Raw genomic sequence first — 21,423 nt, 5'->3', positions numbered from 1 at the left:
AACTGCCCCAAAACAGCTCCTTTATGCAAGATAAGATTCGCATACTGCTGATAGACGATGATGAGGACGATTTTATCATCACCCGCGACAGTATCAACGATATTCCGGGGCGCCACTACCTGCTGGAGTGGGCCGGGTCTTTTGAAGAAGGCCTTGAGCTGATCGAGCAGAAACGGCACGATGTGTACCTGGTCGATTTCAGGTTGGGCGCACAGGATGGGTTGGAACTGATAAAGGAAGCGGTGAAACGGGGAACCACAGCCCCGCTTATACTGATGACAGGCCAAAGCGACCGCGAAACCGATGAAAAGGCCATGCGTGCCGGTGCGTTGGATTATCTTGTCAAAGGCACCATCAGCCCAAATGAGTTGGAGCGCTCCATTCGATACAGTATAGAGCACGCCAAAAGCCTTGCGGTGATTCAGCGGTTGAATACTGAGCTGGAACAGCGCGTGAAAGAGCGCACGCACGAGTTGGGTGCTGCCATCCAGAAGCTCGAAAAATCGAACAGAAGTTTGTACAAAGCCGAGCAGGAGGTGCGCAAGGCCCTACAAAAGGAGAAAGAGCTGCACGAGCTGAAGTCCAGGTTTGTGACGATAGCCTCGCACGAGTTCCGGACGCCGCTAAGCACGGTGCTTTCCTCCGCATCGCTCATTGGCAAGTATAAAACAACCGAGGACGATGACAAAAGGCAGAAGCACGTCGAAAGAATAAAATCTGCCGTGAGCAACCTGACCGGTATTCTAAATGACTTCCTGTCGATCAGCCGCATTGAGGAGGGCAAAATATACAACGTGCCCACGCAGTTTGATCTGGTGGCGTTCGCGGCCGAGGTTACAGACGAGTTGCAAGGATTTTTAAAGCCGGGGCAGCGCATTCACTACAGCCACTTCCGCGAAAAAGCACTGGTAGCCTTGGATAAGCAGCTTCTGAAAAACATCCTGTTCAACCTGCTCTCCAATGCCAGTAAGTATTCTGCTGAGGGAAAGGAAGTTTACTTCTCCACCGAAACAACCGAAGATAACATCACGATTACGGTGCAGGATGAGGGCATCGGCATACCCGAGGCCGATAAAGCACACTTGTTCTCGCCATTCTTCCGCGCTCAGAACGTAACGAATATTCAGGGGACGGGCCTAGGCCTAAACATTGTCAAAAAATATGTGGATATTATGGAGGGGACGTTGAGTTACGAGAGTGAACTGGACAAAGGCACCACCTTCACCGTTATTTTCCCGAACAAAAGCTAAGAAATGAAGAAGATACTGCTAATAGAAGACAATCAGGAGATACGCGAGAACATTGCTGAGATTCTTTCGCTGGCCAATTACAATATTTCAGAGGCGGCCAACGGCAAGGAAGGGGTGGAGCTGGCAAAAAGAGAACTGCCCGACCTCATCATTTGCGACATTATGATGCCACAGCTCGATGGCTACGGCGTGCTGCACCTGTTGGGCAATAACCCGGCAACAGCCAGTATTCCTTTTATTTTTCTGACAGCTAAATCGGAGAAGGAGGATTTCCGCAAAGGAATGAACCTGGGCGCCGATGATTACCTCATAAAACCCTTTGATGACCTGGAACTGCTTGATGCCGTGGAGATGCGCCTGCGCAAGAACGAAGCCCTGAAGGCGGGCTTTCAGAAAAGTGCCGAAGGGCTGAATGAATTTATACAGGAGGCCAAAGGACAGGACAACCTAAGCCAGCTCACCTCCGACAGGCAGAAACTGCAGCTCTTCAAAAAGAAGCAGCCGCTGTTCCTGGAGGGAAATCACCCCAACGCCCTATACTTCCTCAACAAGGGGAAGGTCAAAACTTATAAGTCGAACGAAGACGGGCGCGAGTACATTACCAACCTGTACAAGGACGGCGATTTTATCGGCTACCTCGATTTGATTGAGGAGAAGGCTTACCATGAGTCGGCGACGGTGATGGAGGACTCGGAGATCTTTGTGATTTCGAAGGAGGATTTCTTCCTGCTACTGCACAACAACCGGCTGGTGGCTAACAAATTTATTAAAATACTCTCCGACAATTTGGCCGAGCGCGAGGAGCGGCTGCTACGGCTGGCGTACAACTCCGTGCGCAAGCGCGTGGCTGAGGCGTTGATCTTCGTGGAGAAGCAGTATAAAAATGAGCACCAGGGATTGTCGCAGGTAGTGATCTCGAGAGAGGACCTGGCCAGTATTGTGGGTGCCTCCAAGGAAACGGTGATTCGTACATTAGCCGATTTCAAGGAAGAAAAGCTTATTGACAGCCAGGGCAGCAAAATCACCATCCTGAACCTGGACAAGCTGAAACGCATGCGAAACTAAGGCGGCTCCTTTAAAAATACCGTACCACCGCCCGCTCGGCGCGCGGTGGGGCATCTGCTGAGTATCATCAAATTGGGTGACATCCGTCATGTTTTAGCATCGGCTATATGCTGAATTTTGCATCAGACATTAACCGATTTCAGATGCAGAACCATTTTAAAGCACTCACACTTTCCTACAAAAACGCTCCGATCGTCATTCGTGAAGAGGTGGCTTTGAATGAGATTGCCTGCCGAAACCTGCTGGACAAGATCCGCGAGTTTACTGAGGCGCAGGATGTGCTGGTGCTATCCACCTGCAACCGCACCGAAGTATACTACAGTTCACCCAAAGACCTGTCACGCGAAATTGTGAAGCTGCTGGCGATTGAGAAGGGATTTGTTGCCACCAAGCGCATCATGCCGCATTTTCGCCACATTACGGCACACCAGGAGGCCGTGCAGCACCTGTTTCAGGTGGCACTGGGGTTAGAGTCGCAGGTGGTGGGCGATATGCAGATCCTGAACCAGGTAAAGAAGTCTTACCAATGGGCTTCGGACGCAGGAATGGCCGGTCCGTTTCTACACCGGTTAATGCATACAATTTTCTTTGCCAACAAACGCGTGGCCAACGAAACCGCCTTCCGCGACGGTGCCGCCTCGGTTTCCTATGCCACTGTGGAGTTGGTGGAGGAACTGACAGACCACCTGCTGAACCCGCGCGTGCTCATGATTGGCGTTGGGGAGATCGGCGCCAACGTGTGCGACAATTTCCGCAAATCAAGTATAGAAAATCTGACAATTGTAAACCGTACGCACCACAAGGCACTGGAACTTGCGCAGAAATGCAACGCGCGCGTGGCCTACTGGGAAAACGTGTGGGAAGAAATAAAGCTGGCAGATGTCGTGATTTCATCCGTGCCGGGAGACTGCTTCTTTATCAGCAAAGCAGAGTTTGAGCAGTGTGGCCCGCAGGCGCCTACGTTTTTCATCGACCTGTCCATGCCACGCAGCATCGACAGCGATTTGGCTGCATTAAAGGGCACCTCAGTACACAATGTAGACAGTATCCGAAACCGGACAACCCAGGCTCTGGAGCTGCGCCTGGCCGCTATCCCTGCGGTGCAGTACATTATAGCTGATGCTATAGCTGAGTTCAGTAACTGGACACGTGAGATGACGATGTCGCCGGCCCTGCAGCAGTTTAAGAACCGCCTTGAGGAAGTGCGTGAGCAGGAGATAGCGCGTTACCTGAAAAAATTAAGCACAGAGGAGAAGGCTTTGGTAGAGACCATCACCAAGAACATGCTGAACAAGATTGTGCGCATGCCAGCGATGCGTTTGAAAGCTGCCTGTATGCGCGGGGAGTCTGATGCACTTCTCGAAGGGTTGAGCTCCTTGTTTGACCTGGAGAAAGAAGAGTTTCCTGCAGCTGATGTTAGGATATAAACAGATTTGCCTATAGCAGTATAAGTTGAAGTTGTTGCTTCTACCTTTAGGGTAGAAAAATTATTGAAAAAGGCTCCGGCATGTTTGCAGCTAACAAAGCAGACAGGCCGGAGCCTTTTCCACTTCACGCATGGTTCATTAAATTAGTAGAAACGAACATAAGCAGCGTAAACTTTCCGCAAGAAAGATTGATGCAGCGGCCTTCAGGTGTTTTTTGCTGTACCCTGTAGGCATTCATCGAAGCTGATTGATTATAAAAGTCATTTTATAGCTGACCTAATGCAGCCCTGTAGTTCAACCTGCAGGAATTGCAAAAGCCTTAAAAGCAAAAGCCCTGCAGGGGGGACTACAGGGCTTTGCCTAATTTAAACACAAACAACCAACAAAATCTATTTTAAAAATTAAAGGGGTTACAAACAAATTAGTCTTATGCTACCGGGAATAGGGAGGTAGCGTGATAGACTGACACGAATCGGCAAAGCCAACGAAATAATCACCGATGAAGATACCGGAGCCACTACTGATGGCATATGATCCGGAATGATGAGAGACCATACTACCATCTATGGTAGCAAAGCCAGCTGGTTCTTCTTCAACTGTAGCTGCCTTCTGAACACCTTTAGGATGTAATCCTATGATGCTCAGGCATGATTCTACAAGCACTTTTGCTGAGGGGTGAACATTCGATTTCATGTGACAAAGGGGGTTTGGGTTCTAACACGTTACAAGTATACCACTGCCACCCCTCCGATAACAGGAATATAAAGTTGCAAAAGTAACATTGTTAAAACCTTACATCTTTTGCATTAAACTTCAAGAATAGGGCTTTATCAACTTATTTAAGTTGATGGAAGCTGTTTTGTAGTGGATTTATAGGCTGAAAAGTAACATATAGCTGTCACTTTTTTGTGCTGAATAGCTTTGTCAGGTAATGGCTGCAGGTATAAATAGCCAAAACAGTAATCGATAGTAATCCGCCAGGGAACGCGACAAGCCACCAGGCGGCTGTATTGGTTCGGAAGCCAGCAATTGTACGGCCCCAGCTAACAAAAGTTGTGGGCAATCCTATATTTAGGAAAGACAGGGTAGACTCTAAGGCCAGCAAGCCTCCTAACCCAAAGGTAAACGCCACCAGCACCGGGCCCAGCAGGTTTGGAATTGCATGGCGCCAGATTAGAAGTAAGGGTGGTGTACCAACACTCCTGGCAGCTTCGAAATAAGGCAGCTCCTTAATTTTAAGCATTTCGGCACGTGCCAAGCGTGCGGGAGTGGGCCACAGGGTGAAGACTAGCAGAAGCGACAGCAGCAAGACAGAGGGAGGCATGAAAGAAGCAAGTACAAGTATGAGCACAAACCTCGGGATGGTGTTGAGCGCTTCTATACTCCGCAATACGAGCCAATCAGCGGGTAATTTTACTTTCCGCTTCCAGAAAGTATAGCTGGCTAAAATTTTTGCAAGTAACGCGCAAAGCAGCACCAACCCAAGTAGGGCCGATAGTGCCTGAGTAGCATAGGTAAAAGGCAGCTTAAATTCCATTACCTGTAACGGAATATACAGCCCATAGTAGCAGCTGACCGCCATGGTTACTACTAAAGCAAGTAACAGGTAGCGGGGCATAACCAACCCTTTGTCTCCAAAATAGCCGGAACTTACACCTATCAACAAACCGAAGAGGGTTGCCACGGTCATTACGGGAAAGCTGATGAGAAAGGCAGAGCGGGCACCGTAAAGCAAATTTGAAAGTATATCCCGCCCCAAACCGTCGGTTCCGAGCCAGTGCTGGGTGGCAAGCGCACTCTCCGAAAAAGGCGGCAGAAAAGCATAATTCAAATCAAGGTAACCCGGTGAATAGGGAAGAGGGAGCGCCGGTAGCACCAGCACCAGCACCACTAGCAACAGCAAGTATAGCAAGGCAAGGCGGAAGGGCCATTTAGTCTGCCACTGCTGCAAAAGGTTTTCCCAGAGCTGCCTCATGCCACTTGTTGCTTGATGCGCGGGTCCGCCAGGACGTATCCTATGTCGGCCAGTGCATACGCTACCATTCGCACAAATAAAATTACCAGCACGATTGCCAGGAGAACGGGGTAGTCACGGGCCAGTACCGATTCCACCAGCAGACGCCCCACACCGGGTATGGCAAAAATGGTTTCGATGATGAAAGCGCCATCCACCAGCGCCGGTAAAAAATCAGAAACGATGGTGATGAGCGGAATAAGCGCATTCCGGAAGGCATGCTTCCGAATGATTTGCTGCTCCGGTAAACCCTTTGCTCTGGCGGTGCGGGTGTAATCCTGCTGCATTGAAGCCTGCAGCAAAGTATAACATTGGTTTGCCATGTAAGGCAGGTTCGCGAGTACCAGACAGATGATGGGCAGCGCCATGAACTGAAACCACTGTGCCACCTGCTGCCCAAGCGATAGGGTTTGCGGGGTAAAGTAGCCCATGCCATACATGGGGAAAAGCTGCAGGAAATTAGGATTAGCAAACAGAAGCAAAAGCAGCAGCGCTAATACAAACAGCGGAATACTGTCCAAAAGGAAAAGAGAGGGCAAGGTAAAGCGGCGAAGCCATTGCATACGGCCCTTTGCCATCTGTACGCTTAATTCAACGGCCAGTATCAGGGTTAGGGCCATGCTGCATAGCAGCAGCCACAACGTGTTGCCGATTGCTTCCTCCACCATTTCCATCACCGGCCGTCCTGTGCGGTAAGAGGTGCCTAAATCACCAGCTAACAGGATGGTGAGCCACTTGTGGTATTGGTTGTCAGTGCCGTGCCAACTAATGTGGGGAAGCAGGAACGCGTGTTTTAGCCCATTCTGCTCCAGCTGCTGTAGCTTTTGTTCTACACCCACTGCAGCCTTAGCCAGTGCCTGATCGGTTGATTGGGTTAAACGCTGTGCCGCCACTCGCAACTTTTCAGGGTCAGTGCTGTAGCGGAGTGTTTGAATGTAAGGTGCGGTGTTGGTTGGGGCACCTAACAGAAGTCGCTGCACAGCGGTATCATACGCAGCTACAGCAGTCCAGTCACTATAAACAAACGTCAGCTTTTCTAACTGTTGGCGACGAGCCTCAGGGAAAACACGCTGCAGCGAATCAGGCAGGGAAGTGGAGGAGAGGCTAAAATAAAACAGCGGCAGATCAAGACCTGACTTCTCCTGGAATTGAGCATAGGCTGCCTGCCTGCTCTGCTCTGTGCCTGTGCTATAGTAGCCTGCCTCCTTCTGCAGAAAGCGCTCTGCTCCAAAGGAGCCCGGTAGGAGCCGGCTCAGAAGGAATACTATAGTGCCAAGTAGCCAAAGCGCGGGTAAAATCAACAATAGCTTCCTGATCAGGGACAACAGCATCGGCGCCTACTCTTTTTTAAGGGTGAAGGCGCTAACATCATAGTTAGGCTTCAGACCGGATATTTTCAGGTTACCGAACCGGCGATGCACTGCCAGGCGGTCCTTCTGGTAATACATGGAAATAAAAGAGGCTTCTTCATGCATAATATGCTGCAGACGCTTTAGAAGCGCTGCCTTTTCTGCCTCGGTTGCTGCCGTTGAGCTGATTTTGTCGAGTATCTGATCGCTTTCTGCTGTGCCAAATCCGGTATAGTTCAAGCCGCCAGCCGCTGCATAACTCGTGTGGAGGAGTGGCTTGAAATTGAAAACAAAAGGATTTCCTGAAAGCGCCCGGAAGAATAGGTCAAATTCATGCGCTTTCAGGTTTTGGCTTAGCAAACTGTTCTCCATGGCCTGCACCTGCACCGGAATATCCAGCTTGGCTGCGTTCTGCTGCAGGATAATGGCTGCATTTTCGAAGTTGGTGTTTCCGGCGCGGTAATTCGCCTTAATGGAAAGTTGCTGTCGTTTGCCTTCAATGGTTTTGAACCAGCCATCCTGCTCCCGTGACCAACCCGCAGCTTTCAGCAACGCAATAGCTCTGTCAGGGTTATAGGTAAATGGCTTGAGGTTTGCGTTGTAATATTCAGGGACAGAAGGCGGAATAGGGCCCACTGTTGGGGTAGCATAACTTTGCTGCGAGACCTTGATCACACTGTTGATGTCCAATAGGTGGGCGATAGCCTGACGAGTTCTTTTATCGGCAAATTTGGGAAGGCGTGAGTTAATGCCTGCATATACGAATTCGTAGGCATCGGGCGCGAAAAGCGCATAGTGTTCCTGAAAGTTCTCGTTTTGCTTTAACTGGTCAAACTCAGCAGCTGGAATGTTCTCGAGTACATCCAGCTGCTGGTTTTTCAGCGCCAGCAGAGCCGTTGTGATATCTGGTATAATCTGAAAACTAACGCGTTCCGGAATGGCTGTCAGATGTTGTGTGTTAGATGTGTTATTCCCCCACCAGTCTTTTTTGCGCGCCAATGTCAGGTATTGGCCGTTTACCCAATTCTCTAATGTATAGCCGCCACTGCCTTGCAGCAGGTTCGGGTCCCGCCCATACTCGGCAGAATTAAACCTGGCTGCATAAGTTTTAAGTTTACTATCGTTTTCCAGCTTGGAAGAGCTTCCAGCTAAATCAGCCACGCGAAGGTGCTGAAGTAAGTTTTCAGGATCGAAGACATGGGACGGCAGAATGAAGTAATCACCTGTCAGCAGTTCCATCTCAGGAGCGAAGCCAGCACAAACCAGCGTAAAACGCCTGTTGTTCCTCTCATCAAACCTGATATCCTGAATAAATTCTACCTGCGGCTTCATGCTCTCGTTATTGAGCAAAGGAGCTTTTAAAACCTTCAGGGTAAAAGCTACATCTGCTGCTGTAACAGGTCTGCCGTCTGTCCACGTGGCTTCTTCCCTAATGGTGTAGGTAAATAGCGTTAGGGAGTCCTGCTGCTGAATCACAGGTAGCTCTGCAGCCAAAAAAGGCTTCACCTTATTCGTGCCCAAATCAGCGCTAAGCAAACTCTGGAACAGAAGGTTGATGATCTGTAAAGCCCCGGCATCACTGTAGCTGACAGGGCTTAGTGTTTCCGGCTCTGCCTGCAGCCGTACACGCACCTCTTCAGGCGCCCGCTCAGGCTGGCCACAGCATGTAAGTAAGAGTATGCAGCAAATTAATGCCTGACTAATTTTCCTCATGAATCGCCTTTTAAGCTACAAGCTTTTAGGGGCAAGATAGGGAAAAAGGGGCAATGTTATTTATCGATCCAGCCAGTTGTTCCGCCGAATGTAGATATAGGTTGTTCAGTTGCTGGCTGAGTTGTAGGAGTAGTAGTACCAGTAGTGCTTTTATCACCTGATGTAGGGAACAAAGAAATGATGATAGTGACGATCAGAGTTATCATGATGTGAGTGTTTAAGTTATAAGCAAATATTTCTAAAATGAGGTCTACTTTAAAAGGAATAAGTAATAATAAAAGTAACTATTAAAATTGCATTGTTTTATAAGGGAATTCTTATAAAAATCAGAAAATATTGTGCTGTTTTAAAAATTAAAATGTTATTTAAAATCAGAATTTATATATTGTAACATCTGGTAAATAAAATTTCAGATGTCAGTATTTCAAAAATATATAAAGTGGCTTTGCCTAAAAAGTAAGCTTTTGAGCTAATTGTAACATTTATTATACCGTTATAAGATATAACTTTTGGAAGAAATATTACAACTGGTTGAAGTGTTAAAAGCTAGCCCAACGAAAGGAAGTCTTTTTAAGTCTAATAGAAGCACTAGCAAAGAGGCGCAATTCTTTGCGATGGTTACGAGTGGTGCTATTAAAGATGACACAGAGGCTGCTCAACAACTATACAACGATTTGCCGAATAACTATAAGTACAAGATGCTTAAACACCGGGTTAAAGCAAAATTGTATGATATGTTATTGCTCTACGAGTTCGATAATGATGAAAACTTAATTTATCAGCAGGAACAGTATTGTCAGCAACTGCTTATTAAGGCCAATGTCTTATTCCGAAACCAAAGGTTTCAACTAGCAGTGAGTATCGCAAATAAGGCGCTCTCCGTTGCTATTATGTTTTCATTTACCAATCAAACCCTTCTGGCATATGAGTTAATCCTGTCGTGTTACGCCTTTACAGGTAAGCACACTTTATACCAGAAACAGGTGAGTGAGTATAACAAAATGCTAGATAATAAAATTACTGAGCGTAAAGCCCAAAATATTTACCAGTTAATGCGGGTGTCAGCGCATAAAAGTGTAAAAAACAGAAGGCTTCTTGTTGCGGAACTGGATCTGAAAGTACAGGAAGTAAAGGAATTGTGGCGGTGCTCTGGTACTTACGAGGCTTTTAATTCTTTTTATAAGCTTTCAATCCTTTATTATGAAATGATTGGAGACTTTGAGAAGATTCTACAGTTGACAATATTTTCGGAGAAGCTGCTGGCAAAAGGTCTGGTTAATAAATACCGTTTCGACAGTTTGTATAACAAGTATATACTTGTTTACGCGCTTTTAAGGCTAAAAAGGTATGCCACAGGGCTTGAGTATGCAACCGAATACATGAAACTTTTTGACGAAAGGTCAGCAAATTGGTTTGCATTCCAGGAGAACTTCTATCTTTTGGCTATCCATGAAAAGAACTATGAATTGGCTGAAGTTGTAATACATAGAGTACTACATAACAATTCCATCAACAATGTATCTGTTTCTGCCAAGGAGAGGTGGAAAATATACGAGGCTTATCTGTTTGTGATAAATAGGAAAATTTATTCGGGTAAGGCAATCAATCCCTTTCTCATGTCTCTTCCGGAGTACAGCAAGGACAAGCAGGGTTTTAATGTGGCCATACTTATTCTACAGTTTATATATTATCTGCAAAAGAAGGAAACAGAAGCGCTGCTTTATCGCATTGAAAGCCTAAAAAAATATATCAATACTCATCTAAAAGATTCCTTCAGTTTACGGAGCAAACTTTTTCTGAAGCTTCTCATCCTTTCAGTCACTGAAGATTTTAATGCCGCTGCCTGTCGCAAGAAAGGGCTGAAGCTGTATCAGAAACTGATCGAAACCCCAACCCCTGGAGATGCCTACGCTGAAATAGAGATTGTGCCCTATGAGCACCTTTGGGAGCACATTCTTTCTGTTTTAGATGATAACTATTAAGAGTTGGAAGAACTGTCAAGGCTTGTGAAACTGATTAACCGGCATGGGCAAAAAGGCTCTGTTTTGTTAAACCTTCAGGACGAACACACCCTGGAGGCCCGGCTTTTCAGGTTGTTGGAAGAATCGAAAGTTAGAACGGACCAGGACGCCACTTTTGCTTTATATGGGAGTGAGACTCTCACGAGTAATTACCGTATGCTGAAGTCGCGCTTCCGTAAAAAGCTGAACAACCACCTTCATCTTGTTAAACTAACAGATAAGTATTTTGACCAGCACATTATTGCAACGCAAGAATGCCTGTCTCTCCTGCACAACGGTTTTACCTTGATGCAGCTAAGCGAGCAACGCATGGCGGACAGGAAGTTTGACCAAGTCTGGGAATTGGCCAAAGAAAACGAATTAACCGATTTAGGTATAAAAGCGCTTGAGTACAAACAGACCTTATGTGCCAACTCAGGAAATCTTAAAGAATACATGCGGTTAGATTCGTTACTGCATCAGGAACGGCCATTAAGAGCTGCCGAGCAGGAGGCGTTGAAAATTTACCATCTGTGCATGGTGCAGCAGAAAACAAACGTTAAAGCACGGGCTGCTTTGCTCAGTCAGTATCCTGACACGCTAGCCCACATGCGGTCGATCTGGCAGAGCACAGGGTCTTCTGTAGTATATTCATACTACCACATACTTAGAATTAATTACCTGGAATTTTCAGGAAACTATGAAGGCGTGGTAGAGGCGGTGATAGAAGCAAACAAGCTACACACGAAAGGGCTAATTAACAAAGCTTGGTATAACCACAGGTTTAACCTGCATATTCAAATTTACGCTTTACTCAGGAGTAAGCGTTACGAGGAGGGCTTAACATTGGCTGCTGAGGCAGTAAACCACTTCGATCAATTCTCATCTAATTGGTATGCCGTGATGGAGAACTACATTTTGCTAGCGCTTCATGCTCGGCAGTATGGCTTAGCAGTCAGCTTGTTGGAAGGAGCCTTGACGGAAGGGCACCATGCTAAAATTTCAGATATAATTTTAGAACGGTTCGAGTTAATCAGGCTTCACGCGCTGTTGCTAGAGAAGGTAAGTTGGATTGATAAGGTGGAGCTGAAAGAAAGCTTCAAAGGCCAGCTAGCTTTTTTACCTAAAGATAAAACAGGGTTCAACCTAGCACTCTTGCAGCTGGACATCCTGGAGGTATTGGCAAAACCTAAAAATGACCTGGAACAGCAGGCTGAGCGGGTACGCAAGTATACCAGCAAGTATCTGAAGGGAGAGAAGGCTGAGCGGCCTCGGCTTTTCATGCGCATGCTGCAGTTGGCGCTTCAGGAGCATAGTTTAGCGGTTGTGCAGGAGCGGGGGGAGAAACTGCTGAACAAATTAAAAGTCACACCGCTGCCCGGTGATGCTTTTGCCGAGGTGGAAGTGGTGCCGTATGAGCACCTGTGGGCGCTTGTGTTGGAATTACTGGAGCTACGGCAAAAGCACTGATTCCTTTTCCTCCCGAATTAATGTGAGGTGAAAAGAGATCAGTTTTTTTGTTATTTTGGCTCATGGAAAAGAATAACCCCACCGTTACCCGTGCCTGGTGCTTTTATGATTGGGCCAATTCCGTTTACTCGCTGGTCATCACCTCTACTATCTTTCCCATTTACTTTACCGCCGTTGCCCGACGGCCTGATGGTACCTCTGTGGTGAATTTTCTGGGTGCTGAGTTGGAAAGTTCGGTGCTCTTTACCTACGCCATTTCAGCGGCTTTTCTTATCATAGCCGTTTTGAGCCCAATACTTACAGCCATTGCCGATTACAGTGGACGGAAGAAGCTGTTTTTGAGGCTGTTCTGTTACCTGGGGTCTCTTTCCTGCGCCGGTTTATACTTCTTTACCTTTGAAACCTTCACTCTTTCTGTTATTCTCTTTGTGCTGGCTACCATTGGGTATAGCGGCAGTATTGTGTTTTACAATGCCTATTTGCCCGAAATCGCCACCGAGGATAAATTCGATAGCCTTAGTGCCCGCGGCTTTTCCATGGGTTATGTGGGCAGCGTATTGCTGCTGATCTTCAACCTGATGATGATCATGAAGCCGGAGTGGTTTGGTATTGCCCCGGAAAATACGTCCCTGCCGCCGCGCATTGCCTTCCTGACAACAGGCATCTGGTGGTTTGCTTTCGCACAGTATTCTTTTTACCACCTTCCCGGTAACGTGTATGCCCGGAAGCCGGAGGGCAGTTGGCTTCTGAATGGCTTTAAAGAGCTGCAGCATGTGCTGCAGCAGGTGAAGGGGCTGCCTTTGCTCAAGCGTTTTTTGTTAGCCTACTTTTTTTACAACATGGGGGTGCAAACAGTGATGTATCTGGCTGCCATTTTTGGGGAGGTAGAACTACGGCTGCCAAGCGAGGTGCTTATACTTACTGTTCTCATCATTCAGCTGGTGGCTGTTGCCGGCGCCTACGTATTTTCTAAGTTATCAGCCAGGTATGGTAATATTCAGGCGTTAATTATGGCAGTCTGCATTTGGATCGTTGTTTGCGTGGGGGCCTATTTCACTTATGGCGAATACCAGTTTTATGGTCTGGCCGCAGTTGTGGGTTCTGTGATGGGAGGGATACAGGCATTGTCCCGATCCACTTATTCCAAACTTATTCCTGCCACCACCATCGATCACGCCTCCTTCTTTAGCTTCTACGATGTAACCGAGAAAATCTCCATCGTGTTGGGAACGCTGGCCTACGGCGCTATCGCGCAGGCAACGGGTTCTATGCGCTACAGTGTGCTGGCGCTGATATCCTTTTTTATACTTGGGTTGATCTTCCTGTTTCTGGTGCGTGGCAAAAGAGCTAATCTGGAGGCACAGGCGCAAAATGTGCAGCTAGCTGGAAGCTGAATGTAACAAAGTAAAATTCAGAGCCTCAAACAAGTGAATAAACAAATGGCCGCTGCGGTAGAACCGCAGCGGCCATTTGTTTATTCACTTGTTTGAGCTTGCTTGGCTACTTCTTTTTGTAAACCTGCTTTCCATTCACATAGGTTTGCAGCACCTGTGTGTTGCGCATTTCCTCTGGCTTTACTTTCATCAGATCGCGGTCTACAAGTATAAAATCGGCAAACTTACCAGGTTCTATACTTCCCTTTTCGCCTTCCTCGAAGTTGGCTTTTGCCGCCCAGATCGTCATGCCACGCAGGGCCTCCTCGCGGCTGAGTGCGTTCTCCATCTGGAAACCGCCCTGGGGATAATTCTCCGCATCCTGCCTGGCCACGGCTGCATGGAACGTATAGAATGGATTGATGTCCTCCACCGGGAAATCAGAGCCTAATGGAATATAACCGTTCTGCTCCATCAGTTCCTTGAACGGGTACGCGTGCGCGATGCGATTGCTGCCCAATCGGTCGCCGGCCCAGTACATATCAGAGGTTGCGTGCGTTGGCTGCACCGAAGGAATGATGCTGTACTTCCCAAACTTGTCCATGTCAGCCGGGTTCACGATCTGCGAGTGCTCAATGCGCCAGCGTTTGTCGTTTTTGCCTCCCAACACCTCTCCGTAGATGTCCAGCAGCAGGCGGTTGGCAGAGTCGCCGATGGCGTGCGTGTTCATCTGGAAATCATGCTCATTAAGTTCTTTGGCGATGTCGCGAAACTCCTGCTCGGAGGCCAGCAGGAAACCGTAATGGCCCGCGCGGTCGTGGTACGGCTCAATCAGGTTTGCGCCTCTGGACCCAAGCGCCCCGTCCGCATAAACCTTGAACGAGCGTACATTCAGCCTGTCTGTCTTGTAAGGACCGTTTTTAAAATAATGCGCTTTGTTTCCTTCGGTTGGGTTCAGCATGGCATACACCCGGATTCGCAGGTCGCCTTTCCGGTGCATGTCGTCCATCAGGTCCACTGTAGCCTTGTCTAGGCCGGCATCATCCAGGGAGGTGATCCCCACGGCAAAAACGTTCGCTTCTGCGTTCTGCAGCGCCTGCCGCTTTTCCTGCTCTGATGCATCCGGAATTTTTGCTGTTACCAGGTCCACTGCATTGTCAATCAGGATACCAGTCATTTGCCCGTTCTTCACCTCTACCAGGCCACCCACCATTTTCGTGTTTGCGTTTATGCCCGCAAGGTCCAGCGCCTTTTGGTTGGCGAGTGCGGCATGGCCATCAATGCGGGTGATGATAACAGGAGTGGACGGAAACAGCTGGTCCAGCGTATCCTTCGTCGGGAATTCTTTTTCCTCCCAGTCGTTCTGGTCCCAGCCGCGGCCGGTAATCCACTCTGTATCCGGGTACTTTTCACGCTGCTGCGTTACCTTGCGCACGACCTCCTCAAACGACTTCGTTCCCACCAGATCGGCCGACTGCAAGGCGAGTCCGTAGCGGTAGAAATGCGCATGGGCGTCAATAAGGCCGGGATAAATTGTTTTTCCCTGTGCATCCAGTTCCTCTTTAGCTTTGTAAGTATTTCGAATGGTTTCTGCTGATCCAACGGCTATAATTTTGCCGTCCTTTACGGCAAAAGCCTCGGCTTTATCGAAGTTCTCATTCACCGTGTAAATAGTGCCGTTGTACACGATCAGGTCTGCCTCTTCAGTGCCCTTTTGTATGCTGGTGCAGCTACTGAAAAGCGAGCTGCCCAACAGCAGTGCTGCGGCAAAGGTGCGTAGGGTCTTGTTCATTGGTTTAGATATGGTTTTGGTGCGGTTGTATAGGTGATTGGGCGGCAATATAGCAGAATGTTACCTTAAAAGCACGTGCGCCGCCAGTAAGGCAGCTACAAGCAGAGGGGTTCTATACTTGGGTAGGAGAGAATAGCCCTGAATACAAACAGGCCCTGCCTTCTGAATTAGAAGCAGGGCCTGTTATACCTGATCAGCCACGAAAAGACCAGGCAGCTATATTTAGTGAAAAAGGAACTGCTGCGTTATTCTTTTATTCAAAGCGCATGTGCTTCACTGATTCTCCGGAGTTTATAAGCTCGAGCAATGAGTCGATGCCGATGTTCAGGTGCTTGTCTACGTAGTTAGATGTTACCAGCTTATCGCTTTCAGAGGTTTTCACCCCCTCAGGTATCATCGGGTTGTCCGAAACGAGCAGCAGGGCGCCATGCGGGATCTCGTTCACGAAGCCAACGGTGAAGATTGTGGCCGTTTCCATGTCCACACCCATGGCCCTGATTTGGCGCAGGTACTCTTTAAACTCCTCGTCGTGCTCCCAAACGCGGCGGTTGGTCGTATAAACTGTTCCGGTCCAGTAGTCCATCTCATGCTTTTTGATCATAGACGATACGGCACGCTGCAGGCGGAACGAAGGCAGGGCGGGTATTTCAGCTGGCAGGTAATCATCCGACGTACCCTCGCCGCGGATGGCGGCAATGGGAAGGATCAGGTCACCGATCTGAGTTTTCTTTTTCAAGCCACCACACTTGCCAAGGAACAGTGCCGCCTTTGGCTTTATGGCCGACAGCAGGTCCATAACCGTGGCAGCCATGGCGCTGCCCATGCCAAAGTTGATGATCGTGATGTTGTTAGCGGTTGCCGTTTGCATGGGCTTGTCCAGTCCGCGAATCTCCACACCGAACTTGTCAGAGAACATGCGCACATAGTTTATAAAATTGGTGAGCAGGATGTACTCGCCAAACTCATCCAGGGGCACTCCTGTGTAGCGGGGCAACCAATCGTTTACGATCTCTTCTTTGGTCTTCATATATTCAGCATTATGTTAGTAGGTATAAAAAATCCGCCTTCGCAGTGCAGCTACTGGGGCGGAAGTACAGCTTTTAACTAAATTGCGGCATGGATGCTCTAAATCTGCCACCTTTCGATTACAAAGTTACAAAATCCGGCGCTAATTATCTCATTTTTGATATGCTTCGGCGCAAAAACGTGATTCTGACGCCAGAGGAGTGGGTGCGGCAGCACCTGGTGCACTACCTTATTTACCACCTGAATTACCCCAAAAGCCTGATCAGCATTGAGCGCGGCACAAGTTACAATAAGCTGCAAAAGCGTACGGATGTATGTGTGTACGATAACCAGGGGGAGCCCTATTTGCTGGCAGAGTGCAAAGCAGCGTACGTTCCTATTACACAGGAGGTAGTGAAGCAGGTGTCAACGTACAACCAAACGTTGCAAGCGCCCCTTGTGGTTATCACAAACGGCCTTGCCCATTATTGCTGGAAGGTGAATTTTCAAACCCGAAAGTATGAGCCGCTGCAGGAAATTCCTTTTTTTAATGATGAAGTATGAATTAGAGGTTATGAAGGGCATCTGTAGCTAGATGAGAAAAATTCCCCTCCTTGGATAAGGAGGGGCTAGGGGTGGTTTGACTGGCTTAGAAGATGCGTATAAGGAGACCATTAATAATTCATAATTCCAAAATCAACGCTCTTCCCAGAAGTATAACTTGTTCGCCACCATCTTATTCCGAAAATATTGCACCTGTGCTTTCAGCAGTTCTGCTGCCCTGGGGGCCGGGGCTGCACCTGGAGCGAAATCCTGGAACGAGTAGAAGCTAACCTCATCGTTCTGCTCCAGCACCGTAACTACCTCCGGTTGCACTAGCAAATAAGCGTTGCCGTTGAAGAGGACAGCTCGTCCGGTACTTGTGGAATCGAAAAGTGAGCGGCCGAAAGGAAGCAGCTTCGTTGTCGGGATGTTCAGAAAATCGATGATTGTGGCGGGTATATCGGCGTGCTGAGCGATACTGGTTGCATTCAGCGCCGACAGATTTCCGCCGGGGTGGAAGAGCAGCAGGGGCACCCGGTAATAGCCCGGCTCATTTTGGTAAGTTGGATCTATGCTTTTTTGGGTATGGTCTGCAGTGATGATAAAGAGCGTGTTGCTGTACCACGGTTGTTTGGCCGCTGTCGCAAAGAACTCCCGCAGCGCATGGTCCGCATAGCCAATAGATTCATGTATCTCCAACTCTCCTTTCGGGAAACGGCCTTTATACTTGGAAGGGATAGTATAGGGCTGGTGTGAGCTAAGCGTGAACAGCATAGCCATGAACGGCTTTTGCATTTGAGTTAGCTGCCGGGCCACGTACTGCAGGTAAGGCTCATCAAAGATGCCCCACTGCCCGTCAAAGTCACGTTCGCGCAAGTCCTCCGGGTATTCATCCAGGCCATAGTACGCCTGCACACCTACGCGGGTGGCGAAGTTGTTAAAGCCCATAGAGCCGTTTGCTGCGCCATGAAACATGGCAGTTTTGTAGTTTGCCTGCTGCAGCAGCGTTCCCAGCCCGTACAGCTCGTTTGCCTGGTAAGGGGAGGTGATAAACGGGTCCTGCATCAGCGCGGGCACCCCGGCAAGTATGGACGGCAGCGCCTCAATGGATTTTCGTCCGTTTGCAAAGGCGTTCTTGTACAATACCCCCTCCTGAGCCAGCGAGTCGAGGAAAGGAGTATAGCCGCGACCCTTATTCAGAGCACCCACATACTCAGCAGAAAAGCTCTCCAGAATGATGATCACCACGTTGTCCTGTTTCAAAGGCTCATCAGGTTGTGCATACTGCTGCGGGTCAAACTGCAGGGCCGCCAGCAGCGCTTCATCTGAATCGAAATAATGCTTTTGCTCCAACTGCGTTTTGCCGATGCCCTTGATAAAGGTAAAAGGGCTATTGAGGGTAAGGTGGCCAAGCACGGCGGGTTCCAGCACAAAGGCATGGCTTGGACGCAGTGGCTTCAGTTGCAGCCCGCCGCGTATGCCCAGCACCATAAAACCAGCTACGAGCAGCAAACGCAAGCCCCGCAGCCATACTTTTGGTTGCGGTGAAGTATGGGCAGGTGCTTTTGGGTATATTTTTACCAGCAAAAAGAGCAGCAGCCCGAATCCCAGCAGCAGGTACCAGTAATAGCCAAGGAGTTGCCCCAGTTGCGCCGTCACATCACCGGCAATGGTAAACACCTCGTTACTGGAGCGGCGGCCAATGAATTTGAAAAACTCCACATCTACCAGCGCGAGTGCGATGAAAGGGGCATTGCAAAGCAGAAACACCCACTTCAGCGCTTTTTGGTAGGTGGGATGAAGGGTATTGCCAACCGGCAGCAACGAAAGCAGAATGAACAGACTGTTCACGGCAAGTATGGCGGCTGCATCAAACCGAAGGCCATGTACAAAGGCAAGTATGGTTTCGCTGGCCCCGGCTCCGGAGAAGGTGCTGTAGTTAAATAAGTAGAAGACCAGGCGCAACAGCATGTAAAGCCCAAGCAGCAGGCCCAAACGACGCAGCAATAGTTTAAAAGCAGAATCAAACACGACTCTTTTATTCTAAAAGTTTAATTGAGGCAGCATCCGGTAAAATGGTGTAACGCCGCCTTTAGCGCAAAAATAAAGGCGCCTTTCTGAATTAATCAAAAAGGCGCCCTATATAGTAGCATTAAATTGTATTACAGCACGTTCTCAGCTGGAACAAATTCCAATCCGAAAGCCTCGGCTACACCCTGGTATACTACTTTACCTTGTACCACGTTTAGGCCTTTCAGCAACTCCGCGCTGTCGGCACATGCTTTTTTCCAGCCTTTGTTGGCCAGCTGAAGCGCATATGGAAGCGTTGCGTTAGTAAGGGCAAGCGTAGAAGTATAAGGCACGGCACCCGGCATGTTGGCCACGCAGTAATGTACTACGTCGTCGATAATGTAGATAGGATCTTCGTGCGTGGTTGGCTTGCAGGTTTCAATACAGCCACCCTGGTCAACGGCAACGTCCACCAGCACAGTGCCCGGACGCATGTCCTTCAGCATTTCCCTGGTTATCAGGTTTGGAGCCTTGGCACCCGGTATAAGCACAGCACCGATGATCAGGTCGTGGGTAGGAAGCAGCTCGCGAATGTTATACTCGTTCGACATGAACGTGTTCACGTTGGCTGGCATGATATCATCCAAATAGCGCAGGCGCTGCAGGTTGTTGTCCATGATGGTTACGTCTGCACCCATACCCGCTGCCATTTTCGCAGCGTTGGTACCTACCACCCCGCCACCAAGTATAAGCACTTTGGCAGGACGCACACCCGGTACGCCACCCAGCAGGATACCACGGCCGCCCATTGGCTTCTCCAGGTACTTCGCGCCTTCCTGAATAGACATACGACCGGCAACTTCAGACATAGGCACCAGCAGGGGCAAAGTTCTGTCAGCTTTCTCCACTGTTTCGTAGGCAAGGCAAACGGCTTTGCGCGCAATCATGGCGTGCGTCAGCGGCTCGTAAGAGGCAAAGTGGAAATAAGTGAACAGCAACTGGTCTTCGCGGATCAAAGAATACTCAGACTCGATTGGCTCCTTTACTTTGATGATCATCTCGGCGATGCCGTACACATCCTCTATACTTGGAAGGATCGTGGCACCGGCAGCCGAATAGTCTTCATCCATAAATCCGCTGCCTTCGCCGGCAGTAGACTGTACGTATACGGTGTGGCCATTGCGCACCAATTCAATCACACCGGCAGGAGTGGCTCCAACGCGGTTTTCGTTATTCTTGATCTCCTTCGGAACACCTATTATCATGTTGCGATTAGTTTTAAAATGGACAAGATTTAAGTTTAGCTGCGCAAATATACCACAAGTAAACAGAAATAAAATACTTCTGCGGCAATGTGGGGCAAGTGGCTAAAGGAGAGAAGGGAATAATAGAAAAACGGTGCAATTCCGGGCGAGGAGCGAGGAAAAACCAAAGGGGTATAAATGAAAAAAGGCAGTGATAAGATCACTGCCATTAGTACAAAATAAAACTATGAAAAAAACTATCTATAAGGTTTAGGCGTTGCGCCTTCCCTTACTATATCTTTAGCTGCCTTGGGCTCCACCACATCTGCTCTTAGCGTTAGCTTGAGGCCCGGCATTACAATGTCATTTGAAAGAACTGTTACTATCTCCTTTTGCTCCCCTAACACCGCCGCATCATACCTTAGTTCCAGTGTTGCAATTTCGCCGGCTTTTATTTCAGGCACAGAAGTACGGTAGATCACGCAGTTGCAGGCACTCTTCACGCCCTGTATGATCAGCGGCTGACGTCCGTTGTTACGGATTCGGAATTTAGCCACAACTTTTTGTCCTTTTTCAAGTTTTCCAAAGCTGTAATTGGTACTTCCGACTGCCAAACGCGGGGATAAAGCCTTTTGTTCCGGCGTGTAACTTAAATTTAAATCTTTTGGCCCAACCTCACCCTTAATATACAAAATTCTGTTTTGCGTTGCTGCATTTGAAACTACATTTATGGATTTATTAAATGCGCCCGGCCGGCCTGCACTGTTATATTCCGCTTTAATCGTGCCAATTTTTCCCGGCAGTATCGGCTCCTTCGTCCAGGTAGGCGTCGTGCACCCGCAGGAGGGCTGCACCCCCGAAATAATTACAGGCTCGTTCCCGATATTTTTCACCCGAAACACGTAAGAAACCTGAGTGCCTTCGGCAATGGTTCCAAAGTCATGTACTTCTTTCTCAAACTGTAATTCGCCCTGTGCGTTTGCTGTGAAGCGCACAAATATCAGAAACAGCAGGGATAAGAAGTATAGCTTTTTAATCATAATCAAGTAAACGCAAAGAAAAGACAGACATGCTCTGTTATAGTAGCGCAAAGCAAATATACAATATTCTCTTTTCCAACAAAGTGTTTCACTTTAAATGTCAGACAAGTGGCAGAACCGCGCAAATT

16 protein-coding genes are annotated in these 21,423 nt (G+C 48.4%); 7 read left to right on the top strand and 9 right to left on the bottom strand.

The window, feature by feature from the left end:
- The first annotated feature begins 23 nt into the window (after nucleotides 1–23).
- The 3 genes from A0W33_RS00300 (at nucleotide 24) to hemA (ending at nucleotide 3,742) form a co-directional block, all read left to right on the top strand.
- A complete protein-coding gene (locus A0W33_RS00300) occupies nucleotides 24–1,250 on the top strand; it encodes a hybrid sensor histidine kinase/response regulator (RefSeq protein WP_068836306.1) in 1,227 nt (408 codons plus the stop codon).
- Nucleotides 1,251–1,253: 3 nt separating this feature from the next.
- Entirely contained in the window at nucleotides 1,254–2,315 is a 1,062-nt protein-coding gene (locus A0W33_RS00295) for a response regulator (protein ID WP_068836305.1), read from the top strand.
- Nucleotides 2,316–2,458: 143 nt separating this feature from the next.
- On the top strand, nucleotides 2,459–3,742 hold the full coding sequence (hemA, locus tag A0W33_RS00290) for a glutamyl-tRNA reductase (RefSeq protein WP_068839848.1): 1,284 nt from the start codon (nucleotides 2,459–2,461) through the stop codon (nucleotides 3,740–3,742).
- Nucleotides 3,743–4,174: 432 nt separating this feature from the next.
- Here hemA and A0W33_RS20790 read toward each other — a convergent pair whose 3' ends face one another.
- The 4 genes from A0W33_RS20790 to A0W33_RS00275 form a co-directional block, all read right to left on the bottom strand.
- Nucleotides 4,175–4,435 carry a hypothetical protein gene (locus tag A0W33_RS20790; protein WP_139237096.1) on the bottom strand — a complete coding sequence of 87 codons (261 nt, stop codon included), beginning with the start codon at nucleotides 4,433–4,435 and terminating at the stop codon, nucleotides 4,175–4,177.
- A 205-nt stretch (nucleotides 4,436–4,640) separates the two neighbouring features.
- Nucleotides 4,641–5,717, bottom strand: coding sequence for an ABC transporter permease (locus A0W33_RS00285; RefSeq protein WP_068836304.1), 1,077 nt, complete (start codon nucleotides 5,715–5,717; stop codon nucleotides 4,641–4,643).
- Nucleotides 5,714–7,087, bottom strand: a complete 1,374-nt coding sequence (locus A0W33_RS00280; RefSeq protein ID WP_068836303.1) for an ABC transporter permease — start codon at nucleotides 7,085–7,087, stop codon at nucleotides 5,714–5,716. The genes A0W33_RS00285 and A0W33_RS00280 overlap by 4 nt, the downstream gene beginning before the upstream one ends.
- Nucleotides 7,088–7,093: 6 nt before the next feature.
- A complete protein-coding gene (locus A0W33_RS00275; protein ID WP_082815083.1) occupies nucleotides 7,094–8,818 on the bottom strand; it encodes an ABC transporter substrate-binding protein in 1,725 nt (574 codons plus the stop codon).
- Nucleotides 8,819–9,327: 509 nt separating this feature from the next.
- Between A0W33_RS00275 and A0W33_RS00270 the strand changes: the two genes are divergently transcribed.
- The 3 genes from A0W33_RS00270 to A0W33_RS00260 all read left to right on the top strand — a co-directional run bounded on the left by A0W33_RS00270 (nucleotide 9,328) and on the right by A0W33_RS00260 (nucleotide 13,682).
- On the top strand, nucleotides 9,328–10,800 hold the full coding sequence (locus tag A0W33_RS00270) for a hypothetical protein (RefSeq protein ID WP_068836302.1): 1,473 nt from the start codon (nucleotides 9,328–9,330) through the stop codon (nucleotides 10,798–10,800).
- Between the two features lie 114 nt (nucleotides 10,801–10,914).
- The gene (locus A0W33_RS00265) at nucleotides 10,915–12,288 is read left to right on the top strand and encodes a hypothetical protein (RefSeq protein WP_139237095.1); all 1,374 of its coding nucleotides are present in this window, start codon (nucleotides 10,915–10,917) and stop codon (nucleotides 12,286–12,288) included.
- A 62-nt stretch (nucleotides 12,289–12,350) separates the two neighbouring features.
- Nucleotides 12,351–13,682, top strand: coding sequence for an MFS transporter (locus A0W33_RS00260; protein WP_068836300.1), 1,332 nt, complete (start codon nucleotides 12,351–12,353; stop codon nucleotides 13,680–13,682).
- A 106-nt stretch (nucleotides 13,683–13,788) separates the two neighbouring features.
- Here the strand turns inward: A0W33_RS00260 and A0W33_RS00255 are convergent, their stop codons facing one another.
- Both A0W33_RS00255 and A0W33_RS00250 read right to left on the bottom strand, forming a co-directional pair.
- Entirely contained in the window at nucleotides 13,789–15,453 is a 1,665-nt protein-coding gene (locus tag A0W33_RS00255) for an amidohydrolase (protein ID WP_068836299.1), read from the bottom strand.
- A 253-nt stretch (nucleotides 15,454–15,706) separates the two neighbouring features.
- Nucleotides 15,707–16,480 carry an AMP nucleosidase gene (locus A0W33_RS00250; protein ID WP_068836298.1) on the bottom strand — a complete coding sequence of 258 codons (774 nt, stop codon included), beginning with the start codon at nucleotides 16,478–16,480 and terminating at the stop codon, nucleotides 15,707–15,709.
- 161 nt (nucleotides 16,481–16,641) lie between these two features.
- On the opposite strand from A0W33_RS00250, the gene A0W33_RS00245 reads away from it, so the two are divergent.
- A complete protein-coding gene (locus A0W33_RS00245; protein WP_317040214.1) occupies nucleotides 16,642–17,022 on the top strand; it encodes a type I restriction enzyme HsdR N-terminal domain-containing protein in 381 nt (126 codons plus the stop codon).
- 132 nt (nucleotides 17,023–17,154) lie between these two features.
- On the opposite strand, the gene A0W33_RS00240 is transcribed toward A0W33_RS00245, so the two are convergent.
- The 3 genes from A0W33_RS00240 to A0W33_RS00230 form a co-directional block, all read right to left on the bottom strand.
- Entirely contained in the window at nucleotides 17,155–19,032 is a 1,878-nt protein-coding gene (locus A0W33_RS00240) for an LTA synthase family protein (protein ID WP_139237094.1), read from the bottom strand.
- A gap of 131 nt (nucleotides 19,033–19,163) precedes the next feature.
- Nucleotides 19,164–20,276, bottom strand: a complete 1,113-nt coding sequence (gene ald / locus A0W33_RS00235) for an alanine dehydrogenase (protein ID WP_068836296.1) — start codon at nucleotides 20,274–20,276, stop codon at nucleotides 19,164–19,166.
- Between the two features lie 236 nt (nucleotides 20,277–20,512).
- Nucleotides 20,513–21,295, bottom strand: a complete 783-nt coding sequence (locus A0W33_RS00230; protein WP_068836295.1) for a DUF1573 domain-containing protein — start codon at nucleotides 21,293–21,295, stop codon at nucleotides 20,513–20,515.
- Nucleotides 21,296–21,423: the final 128 nt, after the last annotated feature.

The organism is Pontibacter akesuensis, assembly GCF_001611675.1.
Classification (GTDB): domain Bacteria; phylum Bacteroidota; class Bacteroidia; order Cytophagales; family Hymenobacteraceae; genus Pontibacter; species Pontibacter akesuensis.
This window is presented reverse-complemented; position numbering and strand designations above follow the sequence as displayed.